This window comes from Saccharothrix lopnurensis, assembly GCF_042658445.1.
In the GTDB taxonomy this organism is placed as follows: Bacteria; Actinomycetota; Actinomycetes; order Mycobacteriales; family Pseudonocardiaceae; genus Actinosynnema; species Actinosynnema lopnurensis.
Window position 1 is genome coordinate 1 of the sequence record NZ_JBHSQO010000027.1, and the last position, 14,289, is coordinate 14,289.

Consider the following 14,289-nt stretch of genomic DNA (forward strand, 5'->3'; position numbering starts at 1 on the left):
CCGGGGCGCCCCCCCCCAGCCACCCCCGCTCACCGCGGCCCGCCGCCACGTCGGCCCGCGTCGCCGCGCGCAGGGCGAGGTCGCGCAGCCGCGCGCCGGGTGCGTGGCCCAGCAGGTCGGCCGCCGCGCGCCGGGCCGCCGCCGGGTCCGCGCCGCGGAAGACGAACAGCTCGGCCGGCCACTGGTCCAGGGCGTGCGCGGCGGGCGCCTGCTCGTGGGCGCGCACCACCACGTGGAAGTTGGTGCCGCCGAACCCGAACGCGCTCACGCCCGCGACCCGGTCGGCCGCCTCCGCCGCCCACGGCCGCGCCGCGGTGTGGAAGGCGAACGGGCTGCGGCCGGGTTCCCACGCCTCGTTGGGGGCGCGCAGGTGCAGCGTGGGCGGTTTGACGCCGTGGTGCACCGCCAGCACGGCCTTGATCAGCCCGGCCAGGCCGGCGGCGCACTTGGTGTGCCCGATCTGCGACTTGACCGAGCCGAGCGCGCACGAGCCGGGCTCGGCGCCCGCCTCGGCGAACACCTCGGTGAGCACCCGCAGCTCGGTGCGGTCGCCGACCACCGTGCCGGTGCCGTGCGCCTCCACCAGGCCGACGCGCGAGGGAGAGATCCCCGCGTTGCGGTAGGCGCGGGTGAGCGCGGCGCGCTGCCCCTCGGGGCGCGGTGCGGTCAGGCCCAGGGCGCGGCCGTCGCTGGCGCTGCCCACGCCGTCGATCACCGCGTAGACCCGGTCGCCGTCGCGCACCGCGTCGTCCAGCCGCTTGAGCACCACGCACGCCACGCCCTCGCCCAGCGCGATGCCGTCGGCGGACCGGTCGAAGGTCGCGGAGCGGCCGCTGGGCGAGAGCGCGTGCACCGAGGAGAACAGCAGGTAGTCGTTGATGCCGTTGTGCAGGTCGGCGCCGCCGCACACGACCAGGTCGCTGGTGCCGGTGACCAGTTCCTTGCAGGCCACGTCGACCGCGGTCAGCGAGGACGCGCACGCGGCGTCGACGGTGTAGTTGGCGCCCCCGAGGTCGAGGCGGTTGGCCACGCGCCCGGCGATGACGTTGGCCAACATCCCGGGGAAGGAGTCCTCGGTCAGCCGGGGCAGCTGCGCGTCGAGCGCGGGCGGCACCTGCCCGAGGTAGGAGGGCAGCACGGTGCGCAGGGTGGTGGCGTTGGACAGGTCGCTGCCCGACTCCGCGCCGAACACCACGGACGTGCGGCGGTGGTCGGCCCCGGTGTGCGGGTAGCCGGCGTCGACCAGGGCGCGGCGGGCGACCTCCAGCGCGAGCAGCTGCACAGGCTCGATCGCGCCCAGCGACGCGGGCGGGATGCCGTAGCCCAGCGGGTCGAACGGGATGCGCGGCAGGAAGCCGCCCCACCGCGAGGGGGTGCGCTCGCCGTCGCCCTCGGGGTCGTAGTAGACCCCCGGGTCCCACCGCTCGGCGGGGACCTCGGTGACGCTGTCGCGGCCGGCGAGCACGTTGGCCCAGAACGAGGCCAGGTCGGGCGCGCCGGGGAACACGCAGGCCATGCCGACCACGGCCACGCGCAGCGGCTCGGGCCCGGGTTCGACGACCGGTTCGGCCAGGGCCGCGCGCACCGCGCCCGCCCGGTCCCGCAGCCACCGGGCGGCGGACGCGCCGACCGCCTCGTGCAGGTCGGCGACCGTGGTGACGGCGTCGCGCAGCACGCTCACCTCACCCGCCATGAACATGCCCTCGGCCAGCTGCCGGTCCTCCGCCACCGGGCGCAGCTCGTCACCGACGCGCTCCAGGCCCTTGCTGGCCAGGCGCAGCCGACCGACGTTGAGCCGCTCCAGCCGCTCCCACGCCTCCCGGTCGGGCACGCCGTCGGCGCGCAGCCGCTCCCGCAGCGCGGTGAACTCCCCGGTGAACCCGCTGCTCACGCACCGGGTGGCGTGACCGGGGGCGGTCTCCAGCAGGTCGGTGCGCGCGGCGGCGACGACCTGCCGCTGGAACACCGGTCCGATGGCCCCGGTGTCGACGGCCTCGGCGGTGAACAGGTAGGCGGTGCCCATCAGCACGCCGACGCCGACGCCCGCGCGGGCCAGCGGCGCGGCGAGCGCGGCCACCATCGCGGCGGACCGCTCGTCGTGCACACCGCCGGCGAACAGGACGGTCAGGTCGTCGGCCGCGCCGCCCGAGGCCAGGTGGTCGAGCAGGACGTCCACCTGGGACTCCCACAGCGGGAAGCTGTTGCGCGGCCCGACGTGGCCGCCGCACTCCGCGCCCTCGAACACGAACCGCCGCGCGCCCGCCGCGAGGAACTGCCGCAGCAGGCCGGGCGAGGGCACGTGCAGGAACGCGGCGATGCCCGCGGCCTCCAGGTCGGCCGCCTGGGCGGGCCGCCCGCCCGCGATGATCGCGTGGGTGGGCCGGACCTCCCGCACCACCTCCAGCTGCGCGGTGCGCACGTCCTCGGCGGCGAAGCCCAGCACGCCGACGCCCCAGGGCGCGTCGCCCAGTTCGGCGCGGGTGCGCTCCAGCAGCTCGCGGGTCTGCGCCGCGCCGGACAGGGCCAGCGCGAGGAAGGGCAGGCCACCGGCCGAGGCCACCGCCGCGGCGAAGCCGGGCCGGTCGCTGACCCTGGTCATGGGGCCCTGCGCCACGGGCAGGGTGGTGCCCAGGTTCCGCGCGCCCGTCGAGCCCGCTCCGAGCACGGCGGGGGCCGCGTCGTCGGCGAGGGCGGCCAGCACGGCGTCGCGGACCGCGCGCACGGCGGCGCCGGGGGTGCGCCAGCGGCGGGCGAACACCGTCGCCAGGGCCACGTCCTGCCCGACCGGCAGGAACTGCTCGCGCGGGTCGTCGGCCCCGAGTCGGTCCCCGATGCCCTCGGCGGGCAGCTCCGGCACGCCGGGGCCGCGTCGGCGCAGCACCCGGAAGCCCTGGTGCAGCACGGTCTCGGAGCCGTCGAGGCCGTCGAGCGCGGCGGTGACCTCCAGCGGCAGCCCCGCCTCGGGGTAGCGCGCGAGCTGGGTGTCGAGCACGACGCCCGCCGCGCCGCCGGCGACCGCGGCCGCGGCGGTGTGGGGTCCGATGCCACCGGCCGCCCACACGGGCACGTCGACCGCGGCGAGCACCTGTTGCAGCAGCACGAAGGTGCTCAGCTCGCCGACCCGGCCGCCGGCCTCCCGGCCGCGCACCACCAGACCGGCCGCGCCCGCGGCCACCGCGGACCGGGCTTCGCCCAGGTCGGTGACCTCGACCAGCACGCGACGGCCGGGGAACTCGTCGGGCCGGCGGGCCGGGTCGGCGAGCAGCACGGTGCCCGCGCTGTCGGGCAGGTCCACCTCCGGGCAGCCGGGGCGGACCCGGACGCCGAACGACCCGGCGGTCCACCGCGCGGCCAGGTCCAGCGCGTCGGCCGCCGCCCGGGGGTCGCCCGGGGGCAGCTCCAGCACGCCGAGCCCGCCGGCGCGGGCGACGGCGGCGGTCAGCCGGGGTGCGGGGCGGTGCACCGGGTTCAGCGCGATGACGAGGTCGGAACGGTTGACCATGCATTACTCCCGGCAGCACGCTTCGGCAGAGCCGATGACGTGGAGTAGTGAAGGCAACCCGGTCCGTCGCGGTCAACGCCCCGAACCCTTGTCCTCACCCTTGTGAAGATGTCAAGGCCGGTGCTTGTTGCTTTCCGACAAAGCAGCGCCGATCTGCGGTGTTCTCCACCGGAGCCCGGATGCGGTTCACCCGCGGACACGGTCACGTCATCGCGTCGACACCGAAGTATTACGCGCAAACGGAAAAGTGTGATGCAACGCACACAGGTGCGACCACATCGGTGTAGGTCATTCGCAGCAGCGGCCTTGTGGTCCGAACGGACGCACCCACTTCGGTGGGTGGACAACCTGCCCTACTGAGCGGTAACGGCGGCCTGGCCAGGGCTCGCCGGGGGTGCGCCGGGGTGCCCCGGAGCCGGGCGCGCACGGCGGTCGACCCGCGCGCCCGGCACCTCCGGCCTCAGGTCAGGGCCGGGCGGAAGACGGTTTCCGGGCTGTACCGGGGCTCGCCGTCCGCCGCGTCCCCGAGGTAGAAGCGCGTCGCCATGGTGCGGTCGTCGAGGTCGAAGACCGTGCGCCACAGCGTGCGCAGCGGGGAGTCCCCGGACTTCCGACCGTCGAACCGCACCTCGTCGAGGGCCGCGCGCAGCCGCTCCGGCGACATCGGGCCGGCCTTCACCCGCTCCCCCAGCTTCTCCAGCCGCTGGTGGGTCAGCATGGTGTCCTCGTTGTCCCGGGGCGGGTCCGCCGGGTCGGGACGCCGGTGGAGCAGGTGGTTGGTCACGCTCAGCGAGTCGCCGTCGGCCTCGACGATGTGCTCGACGCCGCCGTGGCCGTGCTCCCAGACGAAGGCCCGGCCGGACGGGTCCGCGACCAGGTAGTGCAGCGGCGTGCCCAGGTCGTACTGCTTGGCCGTCAGCAGCGCCTGCTTGGCCTCCTCGACGTCCCGGCAGGTGTCGAGCACGAACCGGGGCAGCTGGCCCGAGCTGATGCCGACCTGCGGCCCGGCCGGCACGGGCGCGTTCGCGCTCTCCGCGTCCGCGACCAGGAGCACGACCACGAGCCCGTGCTCGTTGATGCCCTCCATGCAGCCGTCCAGCTCGTTCATCGTCACCACCGTGGTCGCCGGCCCGTCGTCGGGGACGCTGGTGATCACGTAGGGGCGCGAGGACATCGGCGGCTCGTCCTCCGGTCCCTGCTCGCCGGTCATCATCGCGACCAGCTGCTGCTGCCCGAGGGTGAAGAAGTCGTAGTTGCGGCCGACCAGGGTGTGCCCGTCGGCGGTCCGCGACGGCGCGCTCCAGGTGGCCGAGCAGCCGGAGCCGACCGGCAGGCTGGTGAGCCCGTCGAGGTGGACCGCGTCGTCGTCCGGCGCCACGCCCGCCACCTGCGCCGCGCCCGCCATGCGCGCGTGGTGCTGCGGCCAGTTGCGCTCGAACCAGGTGCGCCGCGCCCGGCCCACGGTCGGGTCGGCGGGCACCGGGCGCCAGCCCCGGCCCCTGGCCTCCTGGGCGAGCGCGCGGCCGACCTCGGATTGGCTGCCCGACACCACGAGGTGCCGCACGGTCATGAACTCACCGGTGCTGCCGGCGACGAGTTCGCGCGTCAAGTCCATCGGGGTACTCCGTTCCGGCGCGTGGGGTGCGTCCCTCCCGGGGTTCCCACCGCGACCGGCCGGGATGCCGCCCCGGCGGAGAAGAGGTCCAGGTACCACCGATCGGCCTACTCGGCGGTGCGCGGCTCACACCCCGACCGGCACGTCCCCGCGCAGCGTGATCCGGTGCATCACGCGCCGCAGGTCGCCGTAGTCGTCCACGGCGTAGTGAGCCGTGCTCCGGTTGTCCCACACCACCACGTCGCCCTCGGTCCACCGGTGGCGCACGGTGAACTCCGGCCGGCCCACCGCGGCGAAGAACACGTCCAGCAGGGCCCGGCTCTCCCCCTCGGTCAGGCCGAGCAGCCGCGTGGTGAAACCGGGGTTCACGAACAGGCTCCGCCGCCCCGACTCCGGGTGCACCCGGACCACGGGGTGCTCGACCGGCTCCAGCGAGCGGATGCGCTCCCCCTCCCAGGTGTTGCCCTCGCCGCCGAGGCGGTCGCGCAGGTACTCCTCGAAGTCCTTGCGCCCGTCGTGCAGCGCGGTGAGCCCGTCCGCCAGCGCGCGCAGCGGACCGGACAGGAACAGGTAGGCCGCCTCCAGGTCGGTCCAGCACGTGTCGCCGCCGGTGGGCGGCAGCGTCACGGCCCGCAGGACCGACCCGAGCGGCGGCCGCGCCATGAACGTGACGTCGGTGTGCCACACGGGCGCCTTGCCGCCGTCGCCCGCGTCCAGCACGTAGATCTCGGGGTGGTCGGCGTCCAGGCCCGGCACCACCGGGTGGGCCGGCGTCGGCTCGCCCAGCGCGGCGGCGAACGCGCGGTGCGCGGTCGGGGTCAGCGACTGGCCGGGGAACACGAGCACCTTGTGCTCGACCAGGGCCGCGCGCAGCCGCGCGCCCTCCTCTGCGGAGGCGACGTCGTTGAGGTCGACGCCGGTCACCCGGGCGCCGAGGGTCGGGGTGAGCGGTTCGAAGTGCGTCATGGTTCTCCCCACTGGGTTCAGGCCGCGATCGCGCGGACGGCTCCGGCGACCTCGCCGCGCAGCGCGGCGAACTCCGCCGACCCGCGCAGCTCGTCGGCCGGCACACCGGAGCGCGGCAGCGGCACGGGCAGGTCCAGCACCACCCGACCGGGCCGGTCGGACAGCACGACGACGCGGTCGGCGAGGAACACGGCCTCGTCCACGCCGTGCGTCACGAACACCACGCCCCGCTCGCCGTCGGTCAGCGAGCGGACGTCCTCCTGGAGCCGTTCGCGGGTCAGCGCGTCCAGCGCGGCGAACGGCTCGTCCATCAGCAGCAGCCGGGGCCGGGCGGCCAGGGCGCGGGCGATCGCCACCCGCTGCTGCTGGCCGCCCGAGACCTCCCACGTGCGGCGCGGCGCGAGGTCGGCCAGGCCCACCTGGTCCAGCAGCTCGCGGGTCCGCCGCGGCCGGTCCGCACGCGGCACGCCCGCCCAGCGCAGCGCGGTGGCGATGTTGCCGCCGACGGTCTGCCACGGGAACAGCCGGGGCTGCTGGAAGACCGTGCCGACATCCCGCCCGGCCACGGGCGTGCCGCCGAGCACCCGCGCCTCGCCCGCGGTGGGTCGCTCGAAGCCGCCGACCAGCCGCAGCAGGGTGCTCTTGCCCGAGCCCGAGGGCCCGACGACCACCAGGAACTCGCCCGGGTCGACGCGCAGGTCCAGCGGCCCGAGGGCGGGCACCTCGGCTCGACCGGCCCGGTACCGGTGCTCGACGCCGACCAGCTCCACCAGCGGCTCACCCACGGGGCGCCCGCAGGGCCGCGCGGAACGTCTCCAGGTCCGGCACCGAGTCGACCTTCTTCTGCCCGTGCAGGAACTCCGCGGTGGCCCGCAGCTGCTCGGCGAGCCGGCCGGGGGACCCGGGCGGGCCGAAGTACTCGGGCGCGAGCTGCTCGGCGTGGTCGAGGTAGATGTTCTGCTCCAGCTGGGACAGCGCGTCGTCCACGCCCGCGCCGAGCTGCCGCGCCACGGCCTCCGCGACCACCCGCGGCTCGGTCTTGATCTTCTTGAGCGCGTCGTCCGTGGCGGCCAGCCACTGGTCGACCACGTCGCCGTTCCGCTCGATGAACTCCTTGCGCCCCACGGTGAACGTCAAGGTCGGCTTGCCCTCGGCGGCGAGCTCCGCGCTGTCGGTCAGCGTCACGCCGTCCTGCTGGAGCACGCCGAGCACCGGCGTCCACACGTACGCGCCGTCGATGTCGCCGCGCTGCCAGGCGGCCTGGATGTTCTGCGGCTCCAGGTCCACCAGGGTGACCGAGGCCGGGTCGACGCCCGCCCGCTCGAAGGCGGCCAGCAGGCTGTAGTGCGCGGTCGAGCTGAACGGCGCGGCGACCTTGCGGCCGGCCAGGCCCGCGATGTCGGTGACGCCGCTGTCCTTGCGCACCACCAGGGCCTCGCTGTCACCGATGACGTTCAGCAGCTCGATGACCTGGTAGGGGATGTTCAGCGGCGCGCTCAACCCGGCCGCGGCGGGGCTGCTGCCGATGACCGCCAGGTCGATCGCGCCGCCGAGGAAGGCGGTGTTGATGCTCGCGCCGGAGTCGAACGAGGTCCAGGTGATCTCGTGGTCGGGCAGCGCCGCCTCCAGCACGCCCCGGTCCTTGACCAGCAGGGTGCTGTCGGCGAAGTTCTGGTAGGCGATGCGGACCCGGGGGCGCTCGCCGGCCCCCGAGGTGGACGAGCCGCCGACCCCGCACGCCGCCAGCACCGGTGCGGCGGCGAACAGGGACAGGACCGATCTGCGGGTGACGGGCATGGTGGTGCTCCCGGTGTAGGCGCTCACGCCCGCCCGCGCCACGGCGAGACGGCGCGTTGCAGCGCGAGGAGGGCGGTGTCGATGAGCAGCCCGGTCACGCCGATGACGACGAGACCGAGCAGGACCACCGCGGTCTGGTTGTAGCGCTGGGCGTTGAGGACCATGCCCCCGATGCCGTCCGCGCCGTTGACGGTCTCGGCGGCCACGACCGAGCTGTAGGCGATGCCCACGGCCAGCCGCACGCCGGTCAGGATCTCCGGCGCGGACGCGGGCAGGACCACGGCGGTGACGACGCCCAGCCGGTTCGCGCCGAGCGCGTGGGCGGCCTCGACGTACTGCCGGTTGACCCCGGTGACGGCGGCCGCGGTCGCCACCGCGACGGGCGGGAACGCGGCCACCACCAGCAGGTAGACCTTGGGTTCCTCGTCGATGCCGAACCAGATGACCAGCAGGCTGAGGTAGGCCAGCGGCGGCAGCGCGCGCAGGAACGTCACGAACGGCTCGGCCACCGCGCGGACCAGCGGGACCAGGCCCATGACCAGCCCGAGCCCGATGCCGACCAGCACGCCGTAGAGGACGCCGTAGCCGACCCGGCGCAGGCTGACCCCGAGCCGTTCCAGAACGGTGGACCCCGCGTACCCGCCCTGGCCGTTGCCCGCGTCGGAGGCGGAGAGCAGCTGGTCCCACACCTGTCCGGGCCCGGGGAGGACGGCCGGCGGCCAGAACTCCGCGAGCACGAGCAGCTGCCAGATCGCCAGCAGCACCGGCACCGCGGCCACGCGCACCAGCACCGAGTGCGGTGCCGACAGCGCGGCACCGCGTCGTTCCTCCTGCGCCATGGGGACTCCGTGCGGGGGGCGGGAAAAGCGGTCGGCGGCGAATGTACAGAAACGCACATCCCCCGAACGCCTTTCCCGCTCCGTGGACACGACGGGGGAAAGTGGTTGTGCCGGTGGGGATTTCGTGGGATTCACCCCGAGGAATTACCTCGGACCACGATCGTATCGGCGCGACGATCCTTTTGATTTCCGATATCGCTGTACCCGCCGCGCCGGAGGGGGCCCGCTCAGCCGTAGGTGGGGTGCTGGGGCCAGCCGGCGGGCGAGTCCTCCCAGTCCTCCTGGCGGCCGTAGGGGGCGAGGTCGGAGACGACGTTGGTGAAGACCAACCGGTCCACGCCCCGGGAGGTGGTGTTGTAGGTGCGGTACACCTCCTCGCCGTCGCGCAGGAACACGCTCAGCATGAAGCCGCCGCCCGCACCGCAGTCCTCGGCGAACGACGTGCCGTGCGAGGACACGAACGGCAGCGTCCAGCCCTTGCGCGCCTTGTACTCCTCGATCTGCGCCAACGGCATGTTCGACACCGTCGCCCAGCTGATGCCGCGCGCGGCCAGGCCGGGCAGCGCGGTCGGCGGGACGTTGTCGGTGAACCCGGTGCAGCCGGGGCAGTAGTGGTCGGGGCCGTTGTCCATGAACTGGTACACCACCAGCTGCGGGCGCCCCTCGAACAGGTCGAGCAGCGTCCTGGGGCCGTCCGGTGAGGCGAAGGTGTAGTCGTTGCCGAACCCGACCATCGGCAGGCGGCGGCGCCGGGCGGCCAGGGCGTCCTGGGCGCGCGTGAGTTCCTTCTCCGCCACCACCAACTCGTCGCGCGCCCGTTGCCACTCCCGCGCCGACACGATCTCCGGTTTTGCCATGGCGCGATCCTGCCGCAGACCACCGACAGGATCGTTCCTCGCCGTCCGGGTCCGAGGACGGTCACCGACCCACGCCCCCGTACGGAGCCGGGACCTTCCCCGAGGCGTGCTGCTCGGCCCGGTCGGCGAGGAGGGTTGCCGTAGCGACGTCGCGGAGCTGCGCGCCGCCGGGGCGGTCGACGTGCTCGAGGACCTGACCGGGATCGACCGCGTGCGGCCCGCGCTCACCCGCTGACGTGGCAGCGGGTGCCGTCGTCGTGGGCCAGCAGCAGCGGCATCGCGTCGAGCGGTTCCGGGGTCCACGGCCGGTCGGTCAGCAGCGCCGCCGACGAGGCGTAGCCGGGGCCCGCGTCGAGGTCGCGCAGCGTCACCGGTGTGCCCAGCGGCTCCGGGCCCGACCACCCGAGCAGGCGGGGCGGCTCGTCCGGCGCGCTGAGCCGCACCGCGCCCGGCGGCACCGACAGGCCGTGGCCGGTCGCCTTGAGCACCGCCTCCTTGCGTGCCCAGGCCAGGGTGAACCCCGGCCCGGCCGGGCAGCCGGCCAGCTCGGCCACGCGCGGGTCGACCGGTCGGACCTCCTCGACGTCCACCCCGACCTCGGCGCCCCAGGCGAACGCGACCACGACCCGGTCCCCCGAGTGCGACACGGAGAAGTGCACCCCGCGCGGCTCGGCCAGGCGCGGTTTGCCGTTGGCGCACCCGCACCGCGAGCACGAGGTGGTGAGCCGGACCCCGGTCGGCGCGACCCCGAGCTCCCGCCCGAGCCGCAACCGGACCAGGGCCCGGCCGGTGACGTGGCGCAGCAGCGCGTCCCGGTCGCGGAAGCGGGCGCACCGGGCGCGCTCGTCGGGGTCGAGCAGCCCGGCCACCCCGTCGACCGGGCGCGCCCACCACACCTCGCACCGCACGGCGGTCAGCGCACCGCCTGCGGCGCGCGCAGCAACGCGCGCATCCCGTCGAAGCACTCGTCCAGGTCCTCCGACAGCGAGAACTCGTGCACCGGCAACCCGGCCAGCAACCCGCGCAGGTCGGCCTCCACCGCGGCGAGCACCGCCTGGTCGGTCTTGCCGGTGGCGAAGTCGCCGCGGCACAGCTCGACGGCCTCGGTCACGCCCAGCGGCCGGGTCCCGGTGGAACCGTCGCGGACCAGGAACACCGCGGCCTCGGGGCGGGCACGCGGGCGCAGCCGGTCGGACAGCGCGTCGGGCAGCCGGACGCGGCTCTTCCGGCCCTCGTCGATCTCGCTGATCAGCGCGCCGTCGAGCACGGTGGCGCGGTCGATCGTGGCGCGGTCGAGGTAGACGGCGCGCGGGTAGCCCCACACGACACCGGGTTCGTCGTCCAGGTGCCGCACCATGATGTCCTCGCCGGCCAGGTCGGCGCCGCGCTCCAGGCACCAGAAGCTGAACGTCGACTTGCCCGTGCCGGTCGGCGCGGACACCAGCGCCACCTGCCCGTCGACGCCGACGGCACCGGCGTGCAGCGGGTAGTGGCGGGGCGAGCGGCACACCAGGTAGAGGAACAGCCGCTCCAGGATGAAGCGGCCCCACACGACCTGGTCGTCCAGGTCGCCGCGGGCCAGGGTGACGGTGGCCCGCCACCCGTCCGGCTCGACCACCGCGCGCGAGTTGCCGGTGTCGATGGTGATCGGGTCGGACGCGATCACCTCCAGCGTGTGCGGCGGGTCGACCGTGGGCACGCCCGCGCCGTCGGTCACCTCGAAGGTCAGGCGCACCTCCGGGGCCGACGCGGGCGGCTCGGCGACGCCGAAGAACAGGTCGACGGCCTCGCGCGCCTCGGGGTGCACCGAGCACACGACGCGGAAGCCGTAGCACTCGCGGACGATCTCCAGCATGGGTTGACCTGCTCTCACTCGGTTAGCCGGCCGAACCGGCTGCGCACGAACAGCAGCGGCGGCCGGTCGGACAGGACGTCGAACGCGCGGACCGCGCCGATCACCACCGTGTGGTCACCGGCGGCGTGGACCTGCTCCACCACGCAGTCGAAGAAGCTGACGCCGTCGGTGAGGATCGGCGCCGAGGAGTGCGGCGCGGGCCGCCAGGGGATGCCGTCGAACGCGCCCGCGCCGTCCGGCCGGGCCCGGCCGGCGAACCACCGCGCCACCTCCTGCTGCGCGTCGGCGAGCACGGTGACCGCGAAGACCCCGGACCGCCGGAGCCGCTCGCAGGTCCGGGAGCCGTTGCCCAGCGACACCAGGACCAGCAGCGGGTCCAGCGAGATCGAGGTGAACGAGCTGACGGTCATGCCGCACGGCAGGCCGTCCTCGACCGTGCTCAGCACGGTCACCCCGGTCGGGAACCGGCCCGCGGCGTGGCGGAACCGCCTGCCCAGGTCCTGCTCCACCGCGGTGCTCACGTCGTGGCCGCGAGCGGCGCCGAGGTCAGCTCCCGCAGCCGGTTGAGCTGCTCCAGGCCGGCCAGGACGGTCCGCTGCGGCAGGCCGAAGTCGATCAGGCAGGCGATCTCGTCCACGTCGATGGCCCGCGCCCGCTCGACCACGCGCGCCGCCTTGTCGACCGTGCCCAGCAGCGCGCCGTCGTCGTAGTAGCGGTCGAACGCCCGCTCGACGAGGAAGTCCACGTCCTTGGCGCGCAGCTTGCTCGGGTCGACCTTGCGGGCGCTGCCCTGCCGCGAGCCCAGCAGCAGGCCGAGCGAGCTGCGCAGGTAGTCGCACATCGGGCCGCGCACCTGCTCGCGCACCACGTCCTCGTCCTCGCCCAGGAAGGTGTGCACCATGAGCGCGACGTGCCCCTCCGAGCCGTTCTCCCGGGAGGCGGCGCGGTACTCGGCGATCTTCCCGGCCAGCTCGTCGAGGTCCTGGCCCAGCAGGTGGGTCAGCAGCCCGGCCCCGGCGCGGCCGGCGTTGCGGAAGGTCTCCACGCCGCCCGCGCTGGTGATCCACACCGGCAGCTCCGGCTGCACCGGCGGCGGGAAGACCCCGACCCGCTGCGGCGCGCCGGTGCCGTCGACCACGTCGACCTGCTCGCCGCGCCACAGCCGGCGCACCTGGTCGGTGTAGTCGATGAGCACCTGCCGGCGGTCGGCGTAGTTCTCCGGCTTGAGCGCGAAGTCCACGGCGTGCCAACCGGAGGCGAAGGACAGGCCGACGCGACCGCCCGAGAGGTTGTCCACGACGGACCACTCCTCGGCGATGCGCAGCGGGTTGTGCAGGGGCGCGACGACGCTGCCGGCCCGGATCTGGATGCGCTCGGTGATGGTGGCGACGGCGGCGCCGGTCACCGACGGGTTGGGGTAGAGCCCCCCGAACGAGTGAAAGTGGCGTTCGGGCGTCCACACGGCGGTGAAGCCGTTGCGGTCGGCGAACCGCGCGCCGTCCAGCAGGAGCCGGTAGCGGTCGGTGTCGAGTTCGCGGCTGTCGTTGGCGAAGTAGAAGAGGCTGAAGTCCATCGTGTCCCCCAAGGGTGTGGTTCAGGCCGGGAGGGCGCTCTCGGCGGGCTGCTGCGGCCTGGTGCTCTGGGCCCAGCGGGCGACGGCGGGCGCGGCCAGGCCGGCGGCGAGCAGGACGACGGCGAAGACGAGCCAGCCCGGCCAGCCGAACCCGATCACGAGCGTGGTGGCGGCGACCGGCGTGATCACCGAGCCGAGCTGGGTCGACATGCCGAACAGGCCCTGGTACTGGCCCTGCGCGTGCTCCGGGGCCAGCTCGTAGGCCAGTGCCCACGACCCCGCGCTGTAGAGCAGCTCGCCGAACACGTGCACCAGCGCGCCCAGGCCCAGGGCCACCACCGCCAGCCACGCCGGCTGGTCCGCCGCCAGGGCGAACAGGCCGCAGCACACCGCGAGCAGGACGCCGCAGCGCCGCAGCGCCCGCGCCCCGCCCTCGACGTCCTCGCTGCCCTGGCTGGCGCGCACCTGGAACAGCACCACCATGATCGTGTTGAGCAGCAGGATGGCGGAGTACACCCAGGTCGGGGCCTCGGTGCGCTCGGCGATCCAGATGGGCAGGGCGACGGTGAGGATGCCGCCGTTCATCACCAGGACCGCGTTGAGCAGCGCGACGACCGCGAACGGCCGGTCGCGCAGCACCACCCAGGTGGGGCCGTCGTCCTCCGCCGACTTCGCCGCGGGCGGCACGTTCGGCGCCTTGAGGAACACCAGGCCCGCCACCACGTACAGCACGCCCGCGGCGAACAGCAGCGACACGTAGCCCGGCCGCGAGTCGAAGTGCAGGGCCACCCCGCCGGCGACCGCGCCGATCGACACACCGATGTTGGTGATCGACCGCAGGTACGCCCTGGCGCGCACCCGGTCCTTGCCCTTCGTCACGCCCGCGACCAGCGCGCCGCGGGCCGCGTCCGCCGCCGACTGCGCCGAGATCACCAGCGTGGAGGCGAGGACGAACCCGACGAAGCCGCCGACGAGGGCGTAGGTGCAGATCGTCAGCCCCTGGAGGGCCACGAACGCGATCGCCGCGGTGCGGGCGCCCAGCACGTCCGCCACGCGCCCCGCCGGGATGCTGACCAGCATCCCGAGCACGGCCGCGATCGTCATGCCCAGGCCCACCTGGGTGGCGGGGATGCCGACGGAGCGGGTGAAGAACAGCACGGTGACGGAGATGAGCACACCGTTGCCGACCGTCCGCGCCAGGTTGCTCGCGGCGAGGACCCGGATCGGCCCGCGGTCGGGGATGAGGTGCCGGACGAAGGACGGTACGGCCGCCATGGGGGTGTTC

Annotated in this window: 13 protein-coding genes; 1 reads left to right on the plus strand and 12 read right to left on the minus strand. The window is 74.7% G+C overall.

The window, feature by feature from the left end; translation table 11 throughout:
- From ACFP3R_RS23675 to ACFP3R_RS23705, 7 genes are all read right to left on the minus strand, one after another.
- A partial coding sequence (locus ACFP3R_RS23675; protein WP_380638576.1) for a beta-ketoacyl synthase N-terminal-like domain-containing protein occupies nt 1-3,502 on the minus strand: 3,502 nt, incomplete at its 3' end.
- A gap of 460 nt (nt 3,503-3,962) precedes the next feature.
- Nucleotides 3,963-5,117: a C45 family autoproteolytic acyltransferase/hydolase gene (locus ACFP3R_RS23680; protein ID WP_380638577.1), complete on the minus strand. Its 1,155-nt coding sequence runs from the start codon at nt 5,115-5,117 to the stop codon at nt 3,963-3,965.
- Nucleotides 5,118-5,243: 126 nt separating this feature from the next.
- On the minus strand, nt 5,244-6,083 hold the full coding sequence (locus tag ACFP3R_RS23685; RefSeq protein WP_380638578.1) for a TauD/TfdA dioxygenase family protein: 840 nt from the start codon (nt 6,081-6,083) through the stop codon (nt 5,244-5,246).
- Between the two features lie 17 nt (nt 6,084-6,100).
- Nucleotides 6,101-6,868: an ABC transporter ATP-binding protein gene (locus ACFP3R_RS23690; RefSeq protein WP_380638579.1), complete on the minus strand. Its 768-nt coding sequence runs from the start codon at nt 6,866-6,868 to the stop codon at nt 6,101-6,103.
- The gene (locus ACFP3R_RS23695) at nt 6,861-7,907 is read right to left on the minus strand and encodes a taurine ABC transporter substrate-binding protein (protein WP_380638580.1); all 1,047 of its coding nucleotides are present in this window, start codon (nt 7,905-7,907) and stop codon (nt 6,861-6,863) included. Before ACFP3R_RS23695 ends, ACFP3R_RS23690 begins: the two co-directional genes overlap by 8 nt.
- Nucleotides 7,904-8,719, minus strand: coding sequence for an ABC transporter permease (locus ACFP3R_RS23700; RefSeq protein WP_380638581.1), 816 nt, complete (start codon nt 8,717-8,719; stop codon nt 7,904-7,906). The genes ACFP3R_RS23695 and ACFP3R_RS23700 overlap by 4 nt, the downstream gene beginning before the upstream one ends.
- 227 nt (nt 8,720-8,946) lie before the next feature.
- Nucleotides 8,947-9,576, minus strand: a complete 630-nt coding sequence (locus tag ACFP3R_RS23705; RefSeq protein WP_380638582.1) for a DUF899 domain-containing protein — start codon at nt 9,574-9,576, stop codon at nt 8,947-8,949.
- Between the two features lie 106 nt (nt 9,577-9,682).
- Here ACFP3R_RS23705 and ACFP3R_RS23710 point away from each other — a divergent pair, with 106 nt between their 5' ends.
- Entirely contained in the window at nt 9,683-9,811 is a 129-nt protein-coding gene (locus ACFP3R_RS23710) for a hypothetical protein (RefSeq protein ID WP_380638583.1), read from the plus strand.
- Here the strand turns inward: ACFP3R_RS23710 and ACFP3R_RS23715 are convergent.
- The 5 genes from ACFP3R_RS23715 to ACFP3R_RS23735 are packed head-to-tail and all read right to left on the minus strand — an operon-like array spanning nt 9,801 to nt 14,279.
- Entirely contained in the window at nt 9,801-10,484 is a 684-nt protein-coding gene (locus tag ACFP3R_RS23715) for a 4'-phosphopantetheinyl transferase family protein (protein ID WP_380638584.1), read from the minus strand. The genes ACFP3R_RS23710 and ACFP3R_RS23715 overlap by 11 nt on opposite strands.
- A 5-nt stretch (nt 10,485-10,489) precedes the next feature.
- On the minus strand, nt 10,490-11,431 hold the full coding sequence (locus ACFP3R_RS23720; RefSeq protein ID WP_380638585.1) for a hypothetical protein: 942 nt from the start codon (nt 11,429-11,431) through the stop codon (nt 10,490-10,492).
- Nucleotides 11,432-11,445: 14 nt separating this feature from the next.
- On the minus strand, nt 11,446-11,952 hold the full coding sequence (locus ACFP3R_RS23725) for a flavin reductase family protein (RefSeq protein ID WP_380638586.1): 507 nt from the start codon (nt 11,950-11,952) through the stop codon (nt 11,446-11,448).
- Nucleotides 11,949-13,004 (minus strand): LLM class flavin-dependent oxidoreductase, encoded by a 1,056-nt coding sequence (locus tag ACFP3R_RS23730; protein ID WP_380638587.1) that lies wholly within the window; start codon nt 13,002-13,004, stop codon nt 11,949-11,951. The genes ACFP3R_RS23725 and ACFP3R_RS23730 overlap by 4 nt, the downstream gene beginning before the upstream one ends.
- Nucleotides 13,005-13,025: 21 nt before the next feature.
- Nucleotides 13,026-14,279, minus strand: a complete 1,254-nt coding sequence (locus tag ACFP3R_RS23735) for an MFS transporter (RefSeq protein ID WP_380638588.1) — start codon at nt 14,277-14,279, stop codon at nt 13,026-13,028.
- Nucleotides 14,280-14,289 lie beyond the last annotated feature (10 nt).

Bases quoted from the DNA above. Each gene is read 5' to 3' on its own strand.
- ACFP3R_RS23680 (WP_380638577.1), bottom strand. From the start codon at position 5,117: ATGGACTTGACGCGCGAACTCGTCGCCGGCAGCACCGGTGAGTTCATG.
- ACFP3R_RS23685 (WP_380638578.1), bottom strand. From the start codon at position 6,083: ATGACGCACTTCGAACCGCTCACCCCGACCCTCGGCGCCCGGGTGACC.
- ACFP3R_RS23700 (WP_380638581.1), bottom strand. From the start codon at position 8,719: ATGGCGCAGGAGGAACGACGCGGTGCCGCGCTGTCGGCACCGCACTCG.
- ACFP3R_RS23705 (WP_380638582.1), bottom strand. From the start codon at position 9,576: ATGGCAAAACCGGAGATCGTGTCGGCGCGGGAGTGGCAACGGGCGCGC.
- ACFP3R_RS23720 (WP_380638585.1), bottom strand. From the start codon at position 11,431: ATGCTGGAGATCGTCCGCGAGTGCTACGGCTTCCGCGTCGTGTGCTCG.
- ACFP3R_RS23730 (WP_380638587.1), bottom strand. From the start codon at position 13,004: ATGGACTTCAGCCTCTTCTACTTCGCCAACGACAGCCGCGAACTCGAC.
- ACFP3R_RS23735 (WP_380638588.1), bottom strand. From the start codon at position 14,279: ATGGCGGCCGTACCGTCCTTCGTCCGGCACCTCATCCCCGACCGCGGG.